Origin of the sequence: Paenibacillus sp. HGF5, assembly GCF_000204455.1 — a bacterium.
Classification (GTDB): Bacteria; Bacillota; Bacilli; order Paenibacillales; family Paenibacillaceae; genus Paenibacillus_AQ; species Paenibacillus_AQ lautus_A.
In genome coordinates this window covers 43,249-66,176 of the sequence record NZ_AEXS01000077.1, presented here as the reverse complement: position 1 = coordinate 66,176, position 22,928 = coordinate 43,249, and the positions used below count along the sequence as shown (strand labels likewise).

The window sequence follows — 22,928 nt, the reverse complement described above, 5'->3', positions numbered from 1 at the left end:
CCTGATTCTGAAATACGAGCCCTCTTATAGCAGAAGCACAGGATTGGCTATGTTGAATTGCGCCATAGAACTCGGGAGCGAACGGGCCAGACGACTGACTAAGGAAGGAAGCGGAACCTTCGCCAAGGAAGACGTCTGTTTGCGTGACGAAATGGTGGACTGCACGGCCAACGATGTGTTTGCCGAGGTCTCCATAGCCATTAAGCAGGAAACGGGGGAGAGTTATGCTCGCGTGCTCCGGTTTCTGACACGCCTCCTCAGCTTGGGATTCCCGAAAAGCTATCAAATCAAATTGAAATCCTCGGTCAAGCAGTGGCTGCCGATCAAAGGATTGGCTAAGTCGGGAACGCATCGGTTCTTCGCCAACGCTTTGGATTACCCGGAATTGTATCCCTTCATGGTGGAGTATGCCAAAGCAGCGATGGAGCCGTTTGAATGGTATGCGGATACGGAAGGGGAGAAAAACTGCATGCCGGGAAGCTATGCCGTCTTTGGCCTCGGATTGACGGATAGAACGTTTTTCCCGTTGGTGGAAGAATACATGGGCAAAGTCGATGACGAACACCAATCCGTTCAAAACCATTTCACGGTAGCTTTTAAAGAGCGGCATGGTGTTCGTACGGAAACCATTCCAACCTTGATAAAGTGCATGCTGCACTGCACCGATTCGATGAAACTGAAGATCCAATCGGACATGGAACACGATCTCAACGTCAGGCTGCTGCTCGATCAAGTTCGCGGCCTCCCGTATTACCAGGTGGAGCATATCGTATATTTGATCTGGGGCGGTACGGACAAGCTGAAGAAGATAGCCGCCAAAGCCGAAGGGGAGAGGGCGCGGTGGCTCACCGAGCTGGCGGAGGCCGCCGGTCGGAAGTAATCGTGTTTACTGGTGCAGTTAAGCGCTGTATAAACATAGACATTAGTTTTGCAGGCAGCTCTAAAGCGTCGGTCATCCATAACATTTCTGAGAATTCATTTTCATAAATCAAAAGGCTAACCTTAAATGAGTCAATGATCAGCTGCTGAAAGGCAGCTTTTTTTATCCTTATCTAACTGTTCTAGGAAAAAATGATGCGAAAATGATGGATTCGAAGCCGTTAATATAGTAGCAAAAGGTAGATGCATTGATATAAAATACGGACAAGAAGACAGGAAGTATGGAGCCGCTCGTTAAATTGAAAGCGTTGTCTTTAAGATTCTGTGGAACTTATGAATGCAGGGGAGGGGGCCTTGGAATCGGCACGTTATGGGCATTGCGAATAGAAGAGGCTCCGCTTCGAGCTGGAGTTGCCTTATATTGAGACCATGAGGACAGAGGATTCGCTATTTTGCCGAAATGGGCTCATTATGGTGACCTTGCGGACCCAGGATCCGTTATTGCACCATAATCGCAAATGATTCCACGCTAAATCCTGCAATAGCGGATCTCTTGTCCGAATATGGCTGTGAAAACAGGTAAATCAAAGAAATAGCGGAACCAGGGTCCTCTATTATCGCAAATCCATGAAGTTAAACGAAGCTGGATGGATTGCCGTGGTCCTAATGAGGAAATGGTCATACGACGCAAATCCCTGGTGTTATTTTGGTAATATCGGACGAATATTGAGATCACGAGGACAGAGGATACGCTATTTAACCGAAATGAGCTTATTATGGTGACCTTGCGGACACATGCTCTGTTATTGCACCATAATTGCAAATGATCCTCAGGCATCATTCGCGGTCCAAACGGGCAGCCCGTCGTACAATTGAAGGGCATCACGATGGGCGCGAGCCAGCGAGCGGAATGGATCGTTTCTATCAAGCCGCGAATTCTGGCCGCCCAGGGAAACGCCACCGGCGAAACGCTGGAATGGATGAAAACGGATAAGAAGCCGCTGGAATTCAACAACCATTTCGACGCAGTCAGCAGAAGATACATCGGAGTGCTCAAGGAGTTGTTTCCCGAGTTCGAGTACGGATGGTTTGATTATTATCTCGACCATGTGCCGAACTACATGCCTTATATGACGCCGGACAACATTACGATGATTTCGGTCGGCGCACACTCCAAGCATAAGGAAATTGCGCTTAAGCTGATCGAGAAGGCCCACACGGATCGTACATACTACAATCTCCTGCTGTATGGCGTGGAAGGGGAGAACTACAATCTGGAGGGGGATTACATCAGCTACGCGGGCATCAAGTCGGAGAACAATAAGCCGGGCTGGACGGGATTGTATGACGGCAGCATGAGCCAATCGGAAAAATAACCGGGAGAATGGCAGGCCATCGTTGAGCATTAGCATTCGGAAGGCGCGAAACGGGCCGTAGAAAACGGAGAGAGCCCGCTGGCGGGATTCAGCTTCGATACGGTACCGATAACGGCGGAGCTCGCAGCCATGGAGGCAGTCAGATCGCATTACATCGTACCGCTGTCCGTCGGCATGTCCGAAGGTAGCGATGCTGATCTTGCGCTTGCGAGGCAGCAGATGAGCGAAGCTGGATTCCCGAGCTTCATGGAGGAGCTGCAGAATCAGCTGGATGCATTCGCTGCCATGAAACGATAGGGGATAATCATGAAGCAATCAAGTGATCCGACAAGGAAGCGAGGAGGTCTCAAATGACGAATTCCAATAGAAACCTTAATGCTGAACCAGAACGCATCGAACGCATCCCTACAACCCTTACCGGTGATGGTGCCTGGTGCTGGTTTGCCGATCCGAGGGCGCTGCGACATGTCAATGCCTCAACGGGCAGCGACAAGACATACATCGGGTACATCGATGTTGCGGGCAGCATCCAGGCGGTTCAATATGATCATGTGTCCCAAGAACGAAAGCAAGTGCGAGTGCGAGCAGGTTTCCAGCAGGATGACCATAATAATCCGACGTTTTTGGCACTGCCCGACGGCCGGGTGATGATTTTTTATTCCGAGCACTCGACAACCCCATATTTTTATTATCGCGTCACAGCCCGTCCTGACGATCTAGAAACCTTAGGGCCTGAAAAAATCATCGCTACCACGGGATATGGGAACACCACCTATCCTTCTCCCTTCGTGATGACGGATCAGCCCGGTTATTTCTATCTGCTGTGGCGGGGCATGAATTGGCACCCGACCGTCGCTAGGTACACGCTGCCGGATCCGAATGGCGACGTCACTTGCGACATGGAACCGAAACAGATCGTGGATTCCAGGGGTTCTGAACAAGAAACCGGAAAAAGGCCGTATGCCAAGTACGAAACGAACGGCAAAGACAAAATTATGATGTCGTATACCTATACACATCCGGACAATATGATTCCGAATTCATTGTACTATTCGTATTTGGACGTGAATACCCTGACGCTGCATGGCGCTGATGGACATCAGCTCGCAGATCTGAACCGCGGGCCGCTGAAGCTGGATAACAAAGAAACCGATCCGGCCCACTTGGTCGATCGCCAGCCGGGCATACGCAACTGGAACTGGGATATAGCCGTCGATAAAGAGGGATACCCGGTGATCTTGTTTGTTAGGATCAATGGGGATAAGGATCGCCACCATTATTGTTACGCTAAGTGGTCCGGCTCCGATTGGCGGATTACACCGTTGGCGGATGGCGGACGATGGTTCCACCAAAATGATCAAAGAGAATTATGCTATTCCGGGGGCATGACGCTGGATCATAACAACCCTTCCACCGTGTACATGTCAATCCCTGTAAAGGGTACATACGGTGAGGTTTTCGAAATTCATCAATGCGTCATTGCGCATGACGGGACGATCGCCGAAATAAACCAAGTCACCGAAAACTCGACTCATAACAACGTTCGACCTTTCGTTGTCCGCCATGCAGCTCTGGGCGAAGCGTATGATTTGATATGGATGCACGGGGATTACTACTATTGGGATCATTCGCAAGGGCGATTGGGTTATACGACGGGGCTGCGAACCTTGTGTGAAATCGTAGCGATTGAAGACGAAGGGAAGACCGATCCTTCGGCATAAGTCATAATATCGGCAACACCGAAAAGCATCTGGGGAGTCGACCGTTTCCCGCTAGGGAGAAACGGTCGATTTATTATTTGAGGTAAGGAATTTTGTGTTAAAGAAACTGCTTCCCGATGAAGGCAGCATGGATAATGGCTAAATAAGACAAGCGCCTAAGGACACTCCATCATATACATGTAAACGGATCCCTAACCGTCCGTTCTGAAGGATTGCTCTATTCGCTGCCTGCTATAGAAATTACGGTAAAAGGTGCTGATCACGACCAATTCGATGATCAGGATGATCACGATGCTGGCGAAGAAAACCCGCCGATTCCGGTTCAGAGGCTTCAGAAAATCACTCATTCGCCTATATGTAACGAGGTAGGCATCGATCGGTTCGATATATTTGGATAGGACAAAGTAGTCCCCACAGAACTGTAATCGAATCTGAGAATATGCTTTGGGTCCGGCGTCATATGGCTAGGCGTGAAGATTGTCGTGACTTATGTAACCCCGGTTTTCCAGGTTGCCCTGCCGTTCATGCTGCTGTTGACGATATGGATCAGAAATAAGTCGACTGCCTGAATACTTTTGATTCATGTAATGAACAATAAACCTGGACTGCAAATGCAATCCGTCCGCAGCGCCCCATCGTGGATTCATAGCTGCATTTAAAAATCGAAAAACCATAGGAGGTACATGAATGCAATTCGAACAACAGCAAAATCATCAGAACATGGAAACCGGCATGATTCCACCGCAATTGAACCATGGCGGTCATGAAATGTTCGATGTCCACGAGGTACTGGCAGGAGCCATCAACACGATGAACACGTATACCATGCTGAGCGGACATGTGCAGGATCCGGAGCTTCGGGATATCTTGCAGCGTCAAAAGCAATTTATGGCGGATGAATATAATATCACCTTAGAATGCTTCAAAACAGGACAAGATCCATCCAAGTCGACGCAAAGCTATAAAATGAAGCAGGGGAACGACTTCATCTACGGCATGAAACCGGGACAACCGAAAAAACCGATGCAGTCCACTGCCGAGATCAATGATGAAACCGTCGCGCTCAGCATGCTGAACGCCGTGAAATCCGGCGCTACCATGAAAACGAATGCAGCGATGGAATCCACGAATCCGGTTGTGCGCCGCGTTCTAGCGGATTCCCTTCCCAATTGCATCGAAATGGCGTATGAAATTTCGCTGTATCAAAACAAGCACGGCTACTATCAAGTGCCGCAGCTGCCTCAGCAAGATATGCAGTACATGCAGAATAGCTACGCCACGGCTCCGATCCAGTCGCAAATGCCAGGTAAAATGGCTCCTCACTAAACAATTAAAGCGCCAAGTCCTTATGGATATGGCGCTTTATTTTGTGTTATCATCAGATTCATTAAGTTTGGAAAGAATTCAACAAGCGTCATTTACCCCATCTTATTGAGAATGATTATCAACAAGATTATAATAGGTTAAAACAGGAGAAAGTCAGAAGGAGCGCCGCTAGCATGGAGGAAACGCAATATTCGCTGTTGGGAGTACGGTACATAAAGCAAGGTCACGCCGAAGAGCCAGTCGGGGGTTTCATGGAGACGCATACCCTATACCTGATCCATAAAGGCTCCGGCGACTTATATTTGAACGGAGGAAAGCACCGACTGAAGGCGAAGGCTGTCTGTTATTGTCCGCCGGGTTCGATTGCCGATGTTCGCCGGACGACGTCCTCGCCGGCCCCGCTGGAGGTTTACGAATTGCGGTATGAAGTATGGGATCTCGAGGAGAGCACTGGGTGCAACAAAGTCTACATCAAGAATTTGTCTGCGCTGATGGACACCGGCAAACTTCCCTTCGCCGCAACGCACGAAGCTCTTGTACTGATTCAAGAACTAAGCCAACGAATGCAAGATCAAGGAGAAGTCGGGGGTCTTGCAGCTCGTCTATGCATCGACGCGGTATTCAAACAGTTATTGAGTGTGCTGCTACGATCAACGGACGATAAGAATCGGGAAGAGGATTGGCTTGAGCGTATGAGACTTACGGTGGATTATATGGAGAAGCACTATCACATAGCCTTGACGCGCAACGACATGGCAAAGAGAGCGGGATTTACGCCGGAGCACTTTTCCGTATCGTTCAAAAAAGCAACGGGCTCCGGTTTCACGGAGTATTTGACGCGGCTGCGACTAGAGAAAGCCAGAGAGGCATTGCTTGACGGCGACGATCGCAATCTCGACCGCATCGCACGGGAGGTCGGTTACCAAGACGGTATGTATTTAAGTCGGAAATTCAAGCAGCATTTCGGTCACTCTCCACGCGATTATATGCTGCGGCCAAAGCGCATTGTAGCGCTGCAATACCTGGGCCACCTGCTGGCGCTCGGACTTATGCCCGTGGGAACGTCATCGAATCTGCTGCGCGCCCGCCCCTACAGGGGAATGCTTAAGCATGTAGTGGATATCGGAGATGCCAAATCGCACCATGCGATTGCGTCCGTGCAGCCTGATCTGATCGTTACGTCCGGACCCAACAGCGAGCCTTTGTCCCAGCTTGCTGCAACCATCTCGCTTCCTTGGGGGCAGGAAGACCCTTTGGACGAGCTGCTTCGGTTAGGCAGAGCGCTGAATCGCGAGAGAGAGGCGAATAACTGGATTTCTGCGTTTCGTGCGAAAGAGGAAGCTGCAGCCTCGTTAGTCGCTGACAGAATCCGTACTAATAACGCGACGGCAGTTGTACTGGAGTTTTGGCAGGACCGGTTATGGGCGGTCAATATCGCCTATGGCAGAGGCCTTCGCAATTTGTACCGGACCTTTTCCTTTCGGCCGCCGGAGCCGCTGACTGATTACGTCCTGGGAGAAGGAATCGGCTTGGAATTAACACCGGATATGCTTGCCGCGCATGCGGCGGATTATATATTCGTAACCGTGTGGGAAGCGGGTGGAGGTGCAGCATATGCGAAACGGGTTATGAACAGCAAGGAATGGAGGAGCCTTCCCGCCGTTCGCAACGGCAACGTGTTCTTACTAGATCTGGAGCTGTTTAAGCATAATGACCCGTTAGCGTTGGAGCAGCAATTGAGCATCCAAACCGAACTTCTTACAAATGTCCATACAACCGCAAACGGAGCGCAATAGACGAGCCTTCCCCCTATTATTATAATAATGATAATCATTATCAATAGGTGGAGGGTTTAATGGATGCAGTGGCTTAAAGAATTGAAACTGGCTCTGATCGGAAGTCTGGTCATCGTTTTGGTAGCATGTGGGGACTCGGGGCAGCAAAGCGAGAAGGTGGTGGACCAAGCGGGCCAACAACCAGCAGCAACGCGCAAATTCGAAACGGTCATGGGAGAGATCGAGATTCCGAAGGAACCGAAGCGAATCGTTGCGACGCAATATCTGGGCCATCTGTTGACCTTGGGCGTTAAGCCGGTCGGGGCAGGTACGGCCAGCTTGAATCAATATTTTTTGCAGGACCTGACGGACGGAATCGAGGATATCGGCGATGATCAAGCGGCGCTTGAGAAAATCGTGTCCCTTGATCCCGACCTTATCATTCGGCCTTCAGACAAGAATTATGAACAATTCGCCAAAATCGCACCGACGATTGTCATTCCATGGGGAGCTAAGGATTTGTATGCAGAGCTGCGGGAATTCGGCGATTTTCTCGGGAAATCGGAGGAAGCCGAGGAGGCAATCCGGCATTACGAGGAGAAGCTGGCGGAGGCCAAAACCAAGCTGAACGGCGTGGTCAAGGAAGGAGAGACCGTTGGCGTTTATGAGATTTGGGCGAAAAACTTCTGGGTTGTGGGAGAAAGCTTTGGCCGCGGAACCCGTAATCTCTATTCCGGTCTTGGCTATCAGCCGCCTGAAGCCGTGAAAGGGCAGGTCGTAAACGGAGGCGCAGGCTTGGATATTTCGCTGGAATCGCTGCCGGACATGGCCGCAGATTACATGTTTGTGACCGTCTACGATGCGGACGGGGGTGGGGATCGAGCCAACGAGATATTGGAGAGTGCGCTGTGGAAATCCCTTCCGGCTTACAAAAACAACCGCATTTACACGCTGGATATCAACCAGTTCTCCGCAGGCGACCTGATCTCGCTTGAAAAGCAATTGGAGATTCAGACGAATCTGCTGCTCGGCAGCGGGAAGTAGCCGCAACACGGGAAAACCATGTCGAAACCCGCATAAAGTCGCGATCCTCGCGGCTTTTTTTGGTATGACGTTAGCCGGATTATCAGGTGTCGGATATGGTGGAGGATCTTCTCACTTTGTTAACTACTTGAAATCGTTTATAATGATTAGATAATAGTAGATATTTTAATCTATCAATATTTATAATAGACTATAATATGGTGATTATTGACACATAAAAAGGTGTGTTTTCAGAAGACGCCTTGCTTTTTATCGACATTTTTAGCAGGGACGCCTACTCTTTTTTCAAATATATGGGATAAGGAAGGGTATAATGAGCAACATGGACAAAAAAACAGACGTAATTTTGATTGGTGCCGGCGTCATGAGCGCGACATTGGGAGCCTTATTGAAGGAGCTAGTGCCCGAATGGGAGATCAAAGTGTTCGAGAAACTCGCAAGCGCGGGGGAAGAAAGCTCCAATGAATGGAATAATGCGGGGACCGGACATTCCGCACTATGCGAGCTTAACTATACGTCCGAAAAACCTGACGGATCTATAGACATCAGCAAAGCGATCAACATCAACGAGCAGTTTCAGGTTTCAAGGCAGTTCTGGTCTTATCTGGTAAGCAGCAATCTGATTCGCAATCCGCAGGACTTTATCATGCCTATACCTCATATGAGCTTGGTTCAAGGCGAAAAAGACGTGGCTTTTTTGAAAAAACGTTTTGAAGCGCTGTCAAATCATCCTCTCTTTCAAGGGATGGAATACTCCGAGGATCCCGAGCAGCTGAAGGAATGGATTCCGCTTATTATGGAAGGGCGCACATCAAACGAACCGTTAGCGGCAACCAAAATCGATTCCGGGACGGACATTAACTTTGGCGCTTTAACGCGCATGCTGTTTGAGCATCTGAAGAACAAAGACGTGGAGGTCAACTACAAGCACAGCGTGAAGGATATCAAGCGTACTCCCGATGGCTCATGGAAAGTAAAAGTGTCGGATATCGATAACGGCAGAACCGAGTTCCATACGGCCAAGTTCGTTTTTATCGGCGGCGGAGGCGGCAGCCTGCATTTATTGCAAAAAACCGGCATCCCTGAATCCAAGCATATCGGAGGGTTCCCGGTAAGCGGACTGTTCATGGTCTGCAAGAATCAAGAAGTCGTTGCACAGCATCATGCCAAGGTATACGGAAAAGCCAAGGTCGGCGCACCTCCGATGTCGGTGCCCCATCTGGACACAAGATACATCGATAACCAAAAAGCACTGCTCTTCGGTCCGTTTGCCGGCTTCTCGCCGAAGTTCCTAAAAACGGGTTCGAATTTCGATTTGATCGGTTCCGTCAAACCGAATAACGTCTTTACGATGCTGGCGGCAGGGGTTAAAGAAATGGCGTTGACCCGATACCTGATCCAGCAGGTGGTGCTATCGAATGAGAAGCGTATGGAAGAGCTGCGCGAATTCATCCCGAACGCGAAGAGCGAGGATTGGGAAATCGTCGTGGCGGGCCAACGCGTTCAAGTCATTAAGGATACGGCTAACGGAAAGGGCACGCTGCAGTTCGGGACCGAAGTGGTTAGTGCCGCGGATGGTTCGGTCGCAGCCCTGCTCGGTGCTTCGCCCGGCGCTTCGACGGCCGTTCACGTGATGCTTGAGGTATTGCAGAAATGCTTCCCGGAGCAGATGAAGGAATGGGAACCGAAAATCAAGGAAATGATTCCTTCTTACGGGATGTCGCTTTCGAAGAATCCGGCCCTCTTCGAAGAAATTCAAGATACGACTTCAGAAACGCTAGGTTTAAGCTTAAAAGCACTGGTGCATAGTTAATCCCTTCCATGACGAAGACCAACCCGGTATACCGGGTTGGTTTTTTTATGCTGCCAAGCATCACAGATAACAATATTTCGGATAATATTGAAAGTTTACAGGATATTATGAAGGGACCAAGCCTCTTATAATGAGTTAAAGAAAGCAGCTTGATAACACTTACATAGCAATCACGAGGAGGCTTATCCATGAAAATCACCCGGCATGCGGAAAATCCGATAGTAGTGCCTGGACTCTACGATTGGAGAAAGGTGACGGTATTCAATCCGGCCGTCATTATCGATAACGGAAAATTCTATATGATTGAACGGACGGCAGGATCCCTGACTCCCTGCAAGAACTACCTGGGTTTGCTGGAAAGCACGGACGGCGTGCATTTCACCCATGTGCTGGACGAACCGGTGGTAACGCCGGACCAGCTTGGATTCCCCTATGGCAGCATCCAGGACCCGCGAATCGTCAAGATCGACGACACCTTTTATTTGAACTATGCTTTGCGCCCGTGCGCCATGAACTATTATCCGACGGGAGCGGGCATCCCCGAACGCTCGATTCCCGAATATCCGGACGGCTGGGGCGAAGAGGAAGGCCATTGGCTGACGCGTTCCGGGATCCTGACGTCGAAGGATCTCATTCATTGGGAGTACCTGTGCGATACAACGCCGCTTGATATCAATGATCGCGACAACATTCTGTTCCCGGAGAAAATCAACGGCAAGTATGTGCTGCTTCGCAGACCGGAAGAATACGTAGGGGAGGAATACGGAACCGAAAAAGCGGCCATGTGGATCAGCTACTCCGAAGACTTGGTGCATTGGGACGAGCCGAAGCTGTTGGCAAAAGCCGAGAACAACGATTGGGAGTTTAAAAAAATCGGCGGCTCGACGCCTCCGGTGCGGACGGACAAAGGCTGGCTGGTGCTCTACCACGGCGTAGACCAAGATACGGTGTATCGCGTGGGGGCTTTGCTGCTGGATCTGGAGAATCCCGAGAAAATCATTGCCAGAACCCGCCGGTTCATTATGGAGCCGGAGACGTATTATGAAAAATTCGGCTATCAGATCCCGAACGTCATTTTCCCGACAGGCAATGTGGTCAAGGACGGTCTCCTCTATATCTATTACGGCGTAACCGATACGGCAATTGCCCTTGCGACGGTACCATTAGATGATTTGGTGGATTATATTTTGAACGAACCGCAATAAAGACGCTTCAGGGCGTGGCAAATGACTTGGTTTCACTGCCACGCTTTCTGTAGAACCTAAGATGTAAGCGATACCATTAAAATGGAAAAACGTGAATTTTATGTAATGAAAATTAACGCTATCTAAAGAAATATGATGAATAAAAATTCCGTTTTGTCCTAAATGACTTAAAAAAATTAGATGAAATCGTTTTTTTAGCGGATATTGGGATCACAAACCCGATTGTATAATTAATATATCTTATATTGTTAAATATAAGAACATGATTTGTAACATATAAAGAGAGGGGTATAACAAATGAAAACGTCTAAGAAGCTTAGAACGATGCTGCTCACCGGAACAGCTGCGCTGCTGCTCATGTCAACCGTCGCTTGCGGCTCCGGAGAGAAAGACGCTGCCGAACCGGAAAAGGTTACCTTGAACATCATGCATCCATGGACATCGCCGAACGTGGATAACGAGGTGTACAAAGAGCGGATCGCGGAGTTCGAAAAACAGCATCCCGACATTATCATCAAGCAGGACGGGGTAGCGGCTACGGAGTATAAAACGAAGCTGCGCACGTTGGCTGCCGCCAACAACCTGTCGGATATCAATGTCGTATGGCCTGGTGCCGACCTGGCTCCTCTGGTAGCCGGGGATCTGCTGATGCCGCTGGATGACCTGATGGATAACTGGAAGAATATTTTGCCGGAGGACGCATTGGCCGGATTTAACCAGAACGGCAATCAATTCGCCGTGCCGACCAAACAAACCTTCGTGGACATTATTTATTACAATAAAGAGATGTTCGCCGGTGTCGGTTATGACCAATTTCCGGCTACCTACGACGAATTCATCGATGCGGTGAAAAAGCTGAAGGAAGCCGGCATTACGCCGATCTCCTTGGGCAACAAAGAGAAATGGCCGCTTCAATCGTCCTTCTTGTCGATTATCGGGGACCGTTACGTAGGCAGTGACTTCTTGCAGAAAATTCTGAACAAGGAAGCCAAATTTACCGATCCCGAATACGTAAAAGCGATTGCCGTCATCGACGAACTGTCCAAGCTGGGAGCATTCAATACGGATGCGAACAACATGGATTCCGTCCAAGGGCAGGACTACTTCATTCAAGGCAAGGCAGCGATGCATATCTCTTCTTCTACCGTTGACGGAAGAATCCGCATCAACAACGAGGAAGGGGACAAATTCGGCATTGCGCTCTTCCCGAGCGTCCCTGGCGGATCCGGCGATCCGGTGAAAAGCGCGGGCGTCGTTCAGTACGGCATCTCCATTAAAAAAGGATTGAGCGATGAAAAGAAAGCGGCTGCCGAGGAATTCATTAAGTTTTTTGTCAATGAGGACCTGTACAAAGATCTGATCAGTAAAGGCGTTGTTGTACCGGCCAACGTTGAAATTCCTGAAGATGCGAGCCCGTATCTCAAGGAGATGCTGGAGTTGACCAACAAGGGAACGGCACCGGTGTTCGACAGCGTCATTCCGACGCAAGTTACCGACGTCATGCAGAACGGATTGCAGGCTCTGACCATCGGCAGAGGGACGCCGGAGGAGCTCGCCCAAGAGGTTCAGGAAGCTTTCGACAGCATGAAGTAAGTTGCGAATTTCCTTCCTTAAGTCAAGATCATGATGGCACAAAGAAAAACCCGGCAGCGGGTTTTTCTTATTAAAGGCAGAAAGAAAGGAGTTACGCCAATGCATACGCTTAAGCATACGAAATGGGCTATATTCTTGGGCTTGGCGCCGGCACTCATTATCTATATATGTATTGCCATATTTCCCATCGGCTTATCGATATATTATTCATTAATGAACTGGGACGGAATCACGCCCATGCGTTTTATCGGGCTGGACAATTTCGTGGATATTTTCAAGGACGATATTTTTTGGCTGTCCGTTAAGAACAACATCATTATCATGTTTACCGGAATAGCGGGTCAGATCCCGCTTGGCCTGCTGCTGGCCCTGCTGCTGAATCGCGGGCTTAAGGGCTCCAGTTTCTTCCGGACCATCGGATTCCTGCCGGTCGTCATTTCATCGGTTATGGTATCCCTTATCTGGGGCATGGTGTACAACACGGAATACGGAATGCTGAATAACCTGCTTAGCGCTGTGGGTCTTGAGAGCTGGCAGCAAAATTGGCTGGGCGATCCGTTCTGGTCCATGATTTCCATCAGCATCGCTTATATATGGCAAAACTGCGGCTTATATATGATCATTCTATTGGCCGCGTTGCAGAATATCCCCGATGAAGTCAATGAGGCGGCTGCCCTGGACGGGGCGACCGGACTAAGCCGAATCATGCGGATTACGATCCCGATGATCCGAGGAACATTGCTCGTCTCCGTAGTCTACAGCATCAGCAATTCGTTCCGCGTGTTCGATCTGATCCAGATCATGACGGGCGGCGGACCGGCACATGCGACGGAGGTTATGACCGTCTATATGTACAACAACTCGTTTATGAATATGAGATTCGGCTACGGCAGCGCGGTATCCGTATTGATTCTGCTGTTTAGCCTTATCGTCATCACGATCGTAAATCGATTGGCGAGAGAAAAGGAATAGAAGGGAGAGGGAGGAGATGTACAGACAAACGAAATGGTTCCATTTATCGGCATACACTTTTTTGGGGATATTCGCTATTATTAATATAATCCCTTTCTTTTGGATGATCGTAGATTCGTTCAAAACCGAGCAGGAATATGCGGCGAACCCGTTCTCCATACCGACCGAGCTGCAGTTCTCCAATTACGCGAAGGCATGGGAAGTGGCGAATATGGATACCTACTTCCTTAACAGCATCATCGTAACGGTCGTATCGTTGGTCGTGACGGTCCTTCTCGGATCGCTTGCGGCGTACTTCTTGGCAAGGTTCAATTTTAAGCTGCGCGGTGCAACTTACGCGATATTTCTGCTGGGCATGGTCGTTCCGATTCATGCGACCTTGATTCCGATTTTCTTGATCATGCGGAATCTGCATTTGCTGGATACCCACTTATCGCTGATTCTTCCTTACACGGCGTTCCATTTGTCTTTGACGATCTTTATCCTGGAAGGTTTCATGAGAGGGTTTCCGAAGGATTTGGAGGAGTCGGGCGTCATGGACGGCGCGGGCGTATTCAAGATTTTCTGGTCGATCATATTACCGATCACGCGTCCGGCGATTTCAACCGTCGTGATCTTGAACTTTATCTATAATTGGAACGAGTATTTGTTCGCACTCGTCTTGATCAGTTCATCGTCGCTGAAAACATTACCGCTTGGCCTTGCCAATTTTGTCGGCATTGAGACGGCCAGCCTTACGCTGCAAATGGCTGCGTTGACGATCGCGCTTATACCGATCATTATATTTTACCTGCTCCTGCAAAAGCAGCTCGTTAACGGCATGACGGCAGGCGCAGTTAAAGGTTAATCCGGTTTCAGCTCAACATCATGAAGACATCGAAAGAGGGAATGGACATGCGCAGCAGTTTGGGCTGGATCGGGAATTATGGTCTGAAACAGAAGGCTCTGGTCATTTTCCTCTTTTTTGTCATTCTGCCTACGCTGGGGGTCGGCGTCCTCGCCCAAGACAAGCTGAACGAAGTGCTGCGCGGCCAATTTATCCAATCAAGCCAGCGCAGTCTGGAGATCGTAACTAACCAGCTGGAAGAACAAACGGCCATGATCGAGGATATAGCCGATTATTTGATATTGAGCAATGACATGCGCCAATACCTGCGCCTTGACCCACCGCCAGAGCGCGGGAGGGCGGAGCAGCTGAAGCAGAATCTCGAAGGATTCCTGACGTTTCAGCTCATGTCCAAAAACTATATCAAATCGATTTCGATCACCGGGTTTAACGGCAATTCCATTGAGATGGGCGAGCCGATTCACGGCAACGAAGAGTCTTGGTACCGGCTGGCGGACGAGCATAAAGGCGGAATCGTGTGGAGCAACGGTTATCCTTCCACCAGCGGCTGGTATGGTGAAGTAAACCTCGTCTCATTGTTCCGGGTTCTGAACTCCTATGACGAGATCACGCTGCCCCTGGCTAGGCTCGTCATCCGCATGGACGAAGCCAGTATTCTTAAACAGCTGCAGCGGGGGTTGACGCGGGACGAAGGCATGGTGTTCATTGTGGATGCCGAAGGACAAATCGTACTGCCCTCCAAAGAATTGCTATCCTTAGATATCGGCGATGGGAAAGCGATTACGGATATCATAACCGCCGGGACGATGGGCTCTTCCACATACCGACACGACGGGGAAGCGTATTTGACCTTTCATCAACGGATGGAAAATACCGATTGGACGATCGTTTCCATGGTACCCAAGGCTGCGCTGGATCAGGATGTACGCGGCGTATCCATCTTGATGCAGGTCATTCTCATCGGGATTCTCCTGTTGGGTTTATCGGCCTTGATCGGATTCCACTATACGATTATCAGGCCGATCCTGCGCCTGAAGATTGAGACCAATCGCGTAAAGCTCGGCGATTTCAATGCTCGGGTACCCATTCGTTCCAAGGATGAGATTTCCGAGCTGAACCGCAGGTTTAACGATATGGTCTCCACGATTCAGGAGCTGATCGAGCATAAATACAAGCTGGAACTGAGGGAGCGCGAATCCGAGCTGCGCCTGCTGCAGGAACAGATGGACCCTCATTTTCTCTATAATACGCTGGATATGATCCGCTGGACCGCCAGGCTGGAGAAGGCCGTCGAGTCCAGCCAGCTCATCGAAATTTTGTCCCGATTCCTGCGTTCCAGTCTGAACAATGGCCATTACGAGACCAGCCTTGCTAAGGAAATGGAATTCGTACGCTCCTATTTGTATTTGCAGCAGAGACGGCTGGGGAGTAAACTGAAATATGCGCTATACATGGAATATGATCTGGCGAATTCGCTTACCTTGAAGGCTACCATTCAGCCTTTGGTCGAGAATTTTCTCAAGCATGGCCTTGATCGGCGCGAGCCGGTTGCCAGGATAACGGTCATCGCGTATAAGCGGGAGGATGAGATTTGGATCGACGTGCAGGATAATGGCCGGGGAATGGACGATTCTACTTTGGAGGAAGTCAGGGAATCCCTGCGAAACGGAGTCCAAGCCGGCCGCACACGAGGTGCGCTCAGCAATATCCATGAACGTTTATACCTATTTTTCGGAGAACGCTACGGACTGGAAGTGATTGAGGCTTCATCGCAAGGAACCTTGATTCGCCTCAAGCTTCCATATTCTGAAACCTACGGTGGTGAATCGTACGATGCAACACGTGAAGACAGTAAAAATGCTGATCGTTGACGATGAACCGGTAATCTGTCAGGGCTTGCACTATACCATTGACTGGGCGGATTATGGAGTCGAGGTCGTCGCCGAGGCTTATGACGGCAATGAAGCATTGCAGCTGGTGCAGGAACACGAGATTGATCTGGTTCTGACGGACATCCGAATGGAGGGAATGGACGGGCTTCAGCTTGCTAAGGAGCTGAAGCTCCGTCACCCTCAGGTTCGGGTCATCATGATCAGCGGTTATGAGGAATTCGAGTATGCTCGCCAAGCCATCAAGCTTGATGTAACCGATTACTTGCTGAAGCCCGTCGATATTGACGAATTGGTGGCCGCCGTGACCGGAATCGTAGAAGACATACGCAACCAAGATACCCGTGTCGACGGATCATCGAAGAATGCCGAGCTGTGGCTTTCCGAAATGGCAGCGCATTATGAAACTTCATTGGCCAAGGCGGTGCCCGGCGATTTAGTAAACGGTGCCGAATATAAACTCATGGCTACGCAGCTGGAGAAGTTTTCGAACCTTGCAGCTTCCGTATCGGAACAGGATTTAACGATGCTGCAGCATGTATGGATCCGAACGGTTCGTGAAAGCCTCGAAACCAGCGGAATTCGTCAAGTATCCGTGTTTGTGCATAAAAATCTGCTGTTGACCCTGCTGATGACGGATCAGCCGCGCCCGAAGCGGCAGTGGGATGAAATTCTGCAGGCGATGCTGGATGCCTGGCCGGAAGAGCATCGTTTGTATGGCGCGGTATCGGATGCTTACGCTTCCCTGGACCAAACGGCAGCCGTATGCTCGGAGGTGCGAGCGTTACTGCCTTATTATGCCTTGGAACAGCGCCCATTGCTGGATCGCGAATATAAGACCGAGGTGGATAACGGCCGGGCCAAGCACGATTTCGACAGTGCCGATATGGTCTCGAAACTGTCCGTGGCATTATTCAAGCAGGATGCCGATATGCTGGAAGAGCTAATCGACGGCATGTTCCGATTTTTCCGGGATCAGCGGTACCTGTTGACGGATATGGTGAACGTATGTGATGAACTGTCCATCATGCTGCGGCAGCGACTTCGTCAAAGCGGTCTGACCCAACTGGAGCATGGCCTGGAGAGAACGATCGACCTGGAGGTGTTCAATCATCCCGACGCGATTCGTCTGGCGATATCCACGGAAGTGTTTGATCTGCTGCAGCTGATCGACAGGATCGGCATCGACAGATCGTTCTGGATCATTGAGAAGGCCAAGAAGTATATGGCGGATCATTATCTGAGCGACCTGAAAGCGTCGGAAGTGGCAGCGTATTTAAAGATTACGCCCAGCTACTTCAGCAATATTTTTAAACAAAGCACGGGAAAAAAGCTTCAGCGAATACATGAACGAATTGCGCATCAACGAGGCGAGAAAGCTGCTGCTGACGACGCAGGACAAGGTGTTTGAGATTGCCGACCGCGTCGGCTACAAAGAATACAAGTATTTTGTATCCGTCTTCAAACTGTACACGGGCATGACGCCCAAGAAATATCGGGTCTTGAATATCAAAGAATGATCAGAAGCATGACGACCAGGATGGAAGGAGTATGGGGAATATGGAGAAATATCGGAATGCTGCGCTCCCCGTAGACGAGCGCGTAGAGGATTTGTTGTCCAGAATGACGCTGCGGGAGAAGGTCGGGCAGCTGAACCAGCACTTGTACGGCTGGATGGCATATCGGCGAAGCGAAGGGAGCAAAACGGAGTTTGAACTGACCGACTTATTCAAGGAGCATGTGGAGTGGGGGGCCGGCATGGGGGCGCTGTACGGTCTGTTCCGGGCGGACCCTTGGTCCGGGGTGACCTATGAGAACGGGATTCCTACGCAGGACAACGCGAAGGTAGCGAATGCCATCCAGCGTTACGTGATCGAACACAGCCGGCTCGGCATTCCCGTCCTGCTCTCGGAGGAATGTCCCCACGGCCATCAAGCGCTTGACGGAACGCTTCTGCCCGTCAATACGGCCATCGGTTCCACCTGGAATCCCGAATTAATTGAAAGCGCCTATTCCCATGTGGCCTCCGAGATCCGCAGCCGAGGCGCGCATTTAGGTTTGGTCTCGGTACTGGACATCCTGCAGGATCCGCGGTGGGGACGCTCCGAGGAATGTTACGGAGAAGATCCTTACCTGGCTGCGCGAATGACAGAGGCGGTTGTGTTTGGCATGCAGGGAAGAAACCCGGAAGAATGGAAGAGTCACGATAAGGCAGCTGCCGTGCTCAAGCATCTATGCGCACAAGGAGCAGGGCAGGGCGGACGGAACGCAGGCCCGGTTCCCGCAGGCGAGCGGGAGCTGCGGGAAATTCACCTGCCTGCCGCAGAGGCGGGGATCAAGGCAGGAGCGGCTGGCGTTATGGCGGCCTATAATGAACTCGACGGCATTCCATGCCATGCCAATGATAAGCTGTTAACCGGCATTCTGAGAGATGAATGGGGATTTGATGGGATTGTCATGGCGGATGGAACGGCCATCGACCGTTTGGTGTCCATTACGGGAGACTATGAGTCGGCAGCGGCGCTTGCACTCTCATCCGGGGTCGATCTAAGCCTATGGGACAAGTCGTTCACGACGCTTGAACAAGCGGTGAAACAAGGGAAGGCCGATATGGAGAGCATCGACCGCGCGGTTGCACGAGTGCTTGGCCTGAAATTCCGATTGGGTCTGTTCGAGCAGCCGTACGTTGAGGAGAGCTTGGCTGCTTCGACCGTGAATAATGCAGCCGCCAGAGAGTTGAATGTTTCCGTCGCAAGAGAAGCAGTTGTGCTTCTTAAAAACGACAAAAGCGTACTGCCATTGAATCAAGGAAGTATCAAACGGCTGGCGGTCATCGGTCCTAATGCGGACCGTCTCTACAACCAGCTCGGGGACTACACTAGCGTTCAGCGCGAGGGCAGTGGAGTCACGGCGCTTCAAGGCATTCGGATGGTCGCTCCCGAAGGCACGGACATTGTCTTCGCCCCTGGGTGCAGCGTTCGAGGCATGTCCACCCAGGGCTTGCCTGAAGCAATCGAAGCGGCCCGTTCCGCGGACGCGGTCGTGCTCGTGCTTGGCGGCAGCAGTGCTCGTCAATTCGGGGGCACGTTTGATAATAACGGCGCAGCGATCGTAGCGGAGGGGGATCCGACGGAAATGGACTGCGGGGAAGGAGTCGATCTAGCCGAACTTCGCTTAGGCGGGATACAGGAGCAGCTGGTTCGGGAAATTCACGCGATCGGCAAACCGGTGATCACCGTGCTCATTCAGGGACGTCCGCTCGCCGTCGGCGAGGTGGCCGAGCTTAGCGATGCCTTGCTGTGCGCTTGGTATCCCGGCAGCGAAGGAGGCCGTGCCATCGGAGAAATCCTGTTTGGCCAAGTGAACCCGAGCGGAAAGCTGCCCGTCTCGATTCCGCGCTCCGTAGGTCAATTGCCGGTTTATTATAATCAGAAAAACGCAGGGCGTCCTCGTCCCTATGTCGATATGCCGTCCAAACCGTTATATCCGTTCGGATTCGGCTTGAGTTACAGCTCGTTTGAATATGGATCGCCGGCCATCTCCCAGAATGACGTGACGCTTGACCATCTTCGCTCCGGAAGTCGCGTCGAGGTGTGCGTGGAGGTGAAGAACAGCGGTAAGCTGAAGGGGGACGAAGTCGTACAGCTTTACATACAAGCCGATCAATCAGGGATTACACGCCGACTTCGAGAATTGAAGGGATTCAAGAAGGTCATGCTGGAGCCCGGGGACAGCACCACCGTTACGTTCCAGCTCGGCTTCGAGGAACTGGCTATCTGGAACCGCAACATGGATTACGATGTCGTCCCTTGCCGAGTCAGCATCGTAGTAGGCGGCCACTCGGATTGGGAGAGCGGCGTTGTTGAGTTGAAGGTAAAAGCCTGAACGCAAGGTATTTCAAAGGGTTTGCCTACATGTCTAAGCTATCGATATTTTGGAGACAGCATTCCATGCTGTCTCTTTTCGTTGTGATCAGCCTTTCGTTTGACACAAGGAAGGAATCGGGATATTATGTATGGAAAACAAGGAAAATCGAATTCTTTCTATATTTTCCGTGGTGGGGAGGTGAATTTCATTGAGAGAACGAATCGTCGAGGCGGCAAGCAAGGAAATCCGGAGAAGCGGATTGCGATTTACGATGGGTGAACTGGCCAAACAGCTGGGGATGAGCACGAAAACCCTGTATGGCGTTTTCCCGTCCAAAGATGAGCTAATTGCCGAAATTCTCGCGGGGGCGATCGATGAGCTTCAGCATAAAGAGAAGGAAATCATGAATAATGCGAGCCTCAGTACATTGGAGAAACTTAGACGATGTCTAATTCTGATCCCGGCCGATTTTAAGTTTATCGAGCTAAACCTCATCACGGAGCTGCAGCGTTATTATCCTGACCAATGGAACCGTCTGGACCAATTTCTAAATGAGCAATGGGGCAGCATCGCCGAATTATTTCAGGAAGGCATTCGTCAAGGCTTGCTCCGGCCGTTTAACGCCAAAATATTCATTGATCTGTATGTAGGGGGCTTTTATCGGTTAATGGAGGACTCGGCGGCAAACAGGAGCAGCATGACTCTTCAGGAGGGCCTGCGCGATATGGGAGAGATTCTTTTGGCCGGTATCATCAAGAGGGAAGCTTGAGCCAACGATAGACCACGAAGAAGAAGAGAGGGTAAGCCTTGAGCAAAACATTAAAAGGTTTGTTTTTAGTGACGGATATCGGATTTATTATGTATTGGGTCATTACCGCATTGGCCTTAATTCCTAATGAGTATTTATATCAGGATTATACCAATGAGCTGTTGGTTGTTTGGAATTGGTCGTTCTTTCCGCTGGACATATTCATATCCGTTACCGGGATGTATAGTCTGTACTTACATAAACGAAGAAATGCGAAATGGAAAAATCTCGCCTTAATTTCGCTTACCCTGACGTTTTGTTCCGGGCTGCAGGCGATCGTTTTTTGGATCATCAAGTCGGATTTCGATCTCATGTGGTGGGTGCCTAACCTGTACCTTTTGCTGTATCCGTTGTTTTTCATTCCTAAACTGCTTGAGACAAGGGAAGCATTCGCCGAATCTTAAAGCGGATGCTCCTTTTCTTGTTGATCTCTTGGTCGTTCCATTTGAAAAAAAAGGGCTAAAGGACCATGCATTCCTGTAACTTTAAGTATGATAAGCACAGGAAATCCCTGGGGGAAATGGTAAACTCAAAGTGTGCATTCACTACCAAGGAAAGGGGGCGCCGAGGAACTCACGGAATTCTATCATTTCATGGAGGTGGATTGATGTTTGACTTTCAAAGGCTGAGCCTTAAGAAAAGGCAATTTAAATTACTCACGTCCTTTATCCTTGCAATGCTTATCTTTTGTATGTCCGGTTTGCCCGCGTTCGCGGCAACCCCAGAGAAAACCGTCAACGCTTCGGCAACGCTTGCCTACAATTTGAAGGGACTTCAACACAACGTGGCTGTTCAGAAAGCCTACATCGCGGATAAATATCTGTATGTCACGCAGCGTTCCAAGGGAACCTGCTATCTTTCAAGATTGCTCATTAACGGCAAGGACGCTACTTTTGTAGATAAAATGACCGTCACCAATACGGGACACTGTCAAACGCTGGATATGTATACGTACAATGGCGTCAATTATTTCTATTTCAGTTCCAAAGCAGACCCTTCAACCGATTATTACTGGTCGCTCCAGGTAGCGAGACTGCAATATTCGGCGGGCAAGACGGTCGATTATACGGATCTGCATCGCTTTACCTATATGAATTACGCCAATAAAACGGGGGCAAGGCTGGGCGAGACCTACCGGGTTGATGGCGGCGGCAACAGCACGCATACGGTGTTCCGCGTTCAGACGAAGGAAGGGACCGTGACCTGGTCCATTTATGACACGGTTGCGCTCAATAAGCTGCTCGACAGCAATGAACAGGTGCGGATGGACAGCGCAGCCGCGGTGAACGCAGCGGTTGGCAGCTTCACGCAATCGGGCAGCGGCATCGTCAGACCGAATGGATCTTTCCAGGGGGCGGATATGCTCGGCCAAACGAAAATCTATACGTCAGGCGGAGCCGAAGGCGAAACTCCGCAGATTGCCATGATGTCGAATACCGGGACTTTCAAAACCCTCGTGAAAATCACGAATGTAGGTAACCATGAAATCGAGGGAGTCCAGACCAAGAACGGCAACGTTTATTTTACGATCGTTACGGATCCGGTCAATAAGCAGAATACGCAGAAGGTATATTACGTTCCGGATAGCATTTTTAATTGACGCCCAGGCGGTTTTGACTCATTGAATAGTTGCGATCAACCATGCGAATGTAAGTCGCAGGTCACAGGCTGGACCATATTAAGGGTGTCTAGTCTGTTTCTTTTTAACCATTTTAAAGGAGCAGCTCGTGGCTTGATCTGGCGAAAATAAAACCCGTATATAATCAATTTGGTTCTTACAACATTATTCTGACTAATGGAAGGAGATTCGTTC

At 50.2% G+C, this 22,928-nt stretch carries 20 protein-coding genes; 19 read left to right on the top strand and 1 reads right to left on the bottom strand.

Features of this window, described 5'->3' with window-relative positions:
* The 4 genes from HMPREF9412_RS13190 to HMPREF9412_RS13180 form a co-directional block, all read left to right on the top strand.
* Nucleotides 1-880, top strand: an 880-nt coding sequence (locus tag HMPREF9412_RS13190; protein ID WP_036672113.1) for a DUF6138 family protein, incomplete at its 5' end; no start/stop codon positions are given.
* A gap of 886 nt (nt 881-1,766) precedes the next feature.
* Entirely contained in the window at nt 1,767-2,255 is a 489-nt protein-coding gene (locus tag HMPREF9412_RS31730; RefSeq protein WP_009592051.1) for a hypothetical protein, read from the top strand.
* A 78-nt stretch (nt 2,256-2,333) separates the two neighbouring features.
* Nucleotides 2,334-2,552 carry a DUF3502 domain-containing protein gene (locus HMPREF9412_RS32065; protein WP_083829931.1) on the top strand — a complete coding sequence of 73 codons (219 nt, stop codon included), beginning with the start codon at nt 2,334-2,336 and terminating at the stop codon, nt 2,550-2,552.
* Nucleotides 2,553-2,605: 53 nt separating this feature from the next.
* Nucleotides 2,606-3,976, top strand: a complete 1,371-nt coding sequence (locus HMPREF9412_RS13180; RefSeq protein ID WP_009592026.1) for a BNR repeat-containing protein — start codon at nt 2,606-2,608, stop codon at nt 3,974-3,976.
* 191 nt (nt 3,977-4,167) lie between these two features.
* On the opposite strand, the gene HMPREF9412_RS32915 is transcribed toward HMPREF9412_RS13180, so the two are convergent.
* A complete protein-coding gene (locus tag HMPREF9412_RS32915) occupies nt 4,168-4,323 on the bottom strand; it encodes a hypothetical protein (protein ID WP_175320768.1) in 156 nt (51 codons plus the stop codon).
* A 340-nt stretch (nt 4,324-4,663) separates the two neighbouring features.
* On the opposite strand from HMPREF9412_RS32915, the gene HMPREF9412_RS13175 reads away from it, so the two are divergent.
* The 15 genes from HMPREF9412_RS13175 to HMPREF9412_RS13110 all read left to right on the top strand — a co-directional run bounded on the left by HMPREF9412_RS13175 (nt 4,664) and on the right by HMPREF9412_RS13110 (nt 22,715).
* Nucleotides 4,664-5,302, top strand: a complete 639-nt coding sequence (locus HMPREF9412_RS13175; RefSeq protein WP_009592027.1) for a spore coat protein — start codon at nt 4,664-4,666, stop codon at nt 5,300-5,302.
* A gap of 173 nt (nt 5,303-5,475) precedes the next feature.
* Nucleotides 5,476-7,098, top strand: coding sequence for a helix-turn-helix domain-containing protein (locus HMPREF9412_RS13170; protein ID WP_009592005.1), 1,623 nt, complete (start codon nt 5,476-5,478; stop codon nt 7,096-7,098).
* 63 nt (nt 7,099-7,161) lie between these two features.
* Nucleotides 7,162-8,121 (top strand): ABC transporter substrate-binding protein, encoded by a 960-nt coding sequence (locus HMPREF9412_RS13165; RefSeq protein WP_009592042.1) that lies wholly within the window; start codon nt 7,162-7,164, stop codon nt 8,119-8,121.
* 313 nt (nt 8,122-8,434) lie between these two features.
* Nucleotides 8,435-9,934: a malate:quinone oxidoreductase gene (locus tag HMPREF9412_RS13160; RefSeq protein ID WP_009592053.1), complete on the top strand. Its 1,500-nt coding sequence runs from the start codon at nt 8,435-8,437 to the stop codon at nt 9,932-9,934.
* A 188-nt stretch (nt 9,935-10,122) separates the two neighbouring features.
* Nucleotides 10,123-11,139 (top strand): glycosidase, encoded by a 1,017-nt coding sequence (locus tag HMPREF9412_RS13155; protein ID WP_009592050.1) that lies wholly within the window; start codon nt 10,123-10,125, stop codon nt 11,137-11,139.
* A 297-nt stretch (nt 11,140-11,436) separates the two neighbouring features.
* Entirely contained in the window at nt 11,437-12,732 is a 1,296-nt protein-coding gene (locus tag HMPREF9412_RS13150; RefSeq protein ID WP_009592060.1) for an extracellular solute-binding protein, read from the top strand.
* Nucleotides 12,733-12,831: 99 nt separating this feature from the next.
* Nucleotides 12,832-13,704: a carbohydrate ABC transporter permease gene (locus HMPREF9412_RS13145; RefSeq protein ID WP_009592056.1), complete on the top strand. Its 873-nt coding sequence runs from the start codon at nt 12,832-12,834 to the stop codon at nt 13,702-13,704.
* Nucleotides 13,705-13,720: 16 nt separating this feature from the next.
* Entirely contained in the window at nt 13,721-14,551 is an 831-nt protein-coding gene (locus tag HMPREF9412_RS13140) for a carbohydrate ABC transporter permease (RefSeq protein WP_009592052.1), read from the top strand.
* 47 nt (nt 14,552-14,598) lie between these two features.
* Complete coding sequence (locus HMPREF9412_RS13135; protein WP_009592031.1) at nt 14,599-16,422, top strand: sensor histidine kinase; 1,824 nt, start codon at nt 14,599-14,601, stop codon at nt 16,420-16,422.
* Nucleotides 16,385-17,851, top strand: coding sequence for a response regulator transcription factor (locus HMPREF9412_RS13130; RefSeq protein ID WP_139083947.1), 1,467 nt, complete (start codon nt 16,385-16,387; stop codon nt 17,849-17,851). Before HMPREF9412_RS13135 ends, HMPREF9412_RS13130 begins: the two co-directional genes overlap by 38 nt.
* Nucleotides 17,787-17,960, top strand: a complete 174-nt coding sequence (locus tag HMPREF9412_RS32535; RefSeq protein ID WP_139083945.1) for a helix-turn-helix domain-containing protein — start codon at nt 17,787-17,789, stop codon at nt 17,958-17,960. Before HMPREF9412_RS13130 ends, HMPREF9412_RS32535 begins: the two co-directional genes overlap by 65 nt.
* A gap of 40 nt (nt 17,961-18,000) precedes the next feature.
* A complete protein-coding gene (locus HMPREF9412_RS13125) occupies nt 18,001-20,325 on the top strand; it encodes a glycoside hydrolase family 3 N-terminal domain-containing protein (protein WP_009592009.1) in 2,325 nt (774 codons plus the stop codon).
* 190 nt (nt 20,326-20,515) lie between these two features.
* Entirely contained in the window at nt 20,516-21,076 is a 561-nt protein-coding gene (locus HMPREF9412_RS13120; protein ID WP_009592034.1) for a TetR/AcrR family transcriptional regulator, read from the top strand.
* Nucleotides 21,077-21,114: 38 nt separating this feature from the next.
* Nucleotides 21,115-21,519, top strand: a complete 405-nt coding sequence (locus tag HMPREF9412_RS13115; RefSeq protein ID WP_009592048.1) for a YvaD family protein — start codon at nt 21,115-21,117, stop codon at nt 21,517-21,519.
* Nucleotides 21,520-21,722: 203 nt separating this feature from the next.
* Entirely contained in the window at nt 21,723-22,715 is a 993-nt protein-coding gene (locus tag HMPREF9412_RS13110) for a helveticin J family class III bacteriocin (RefSeq protein ID WP_009592032.1), read from the top strand.
* The last annotated feature ends 213 nt before the right edge of the window (nt 22,716-22,928 follow it).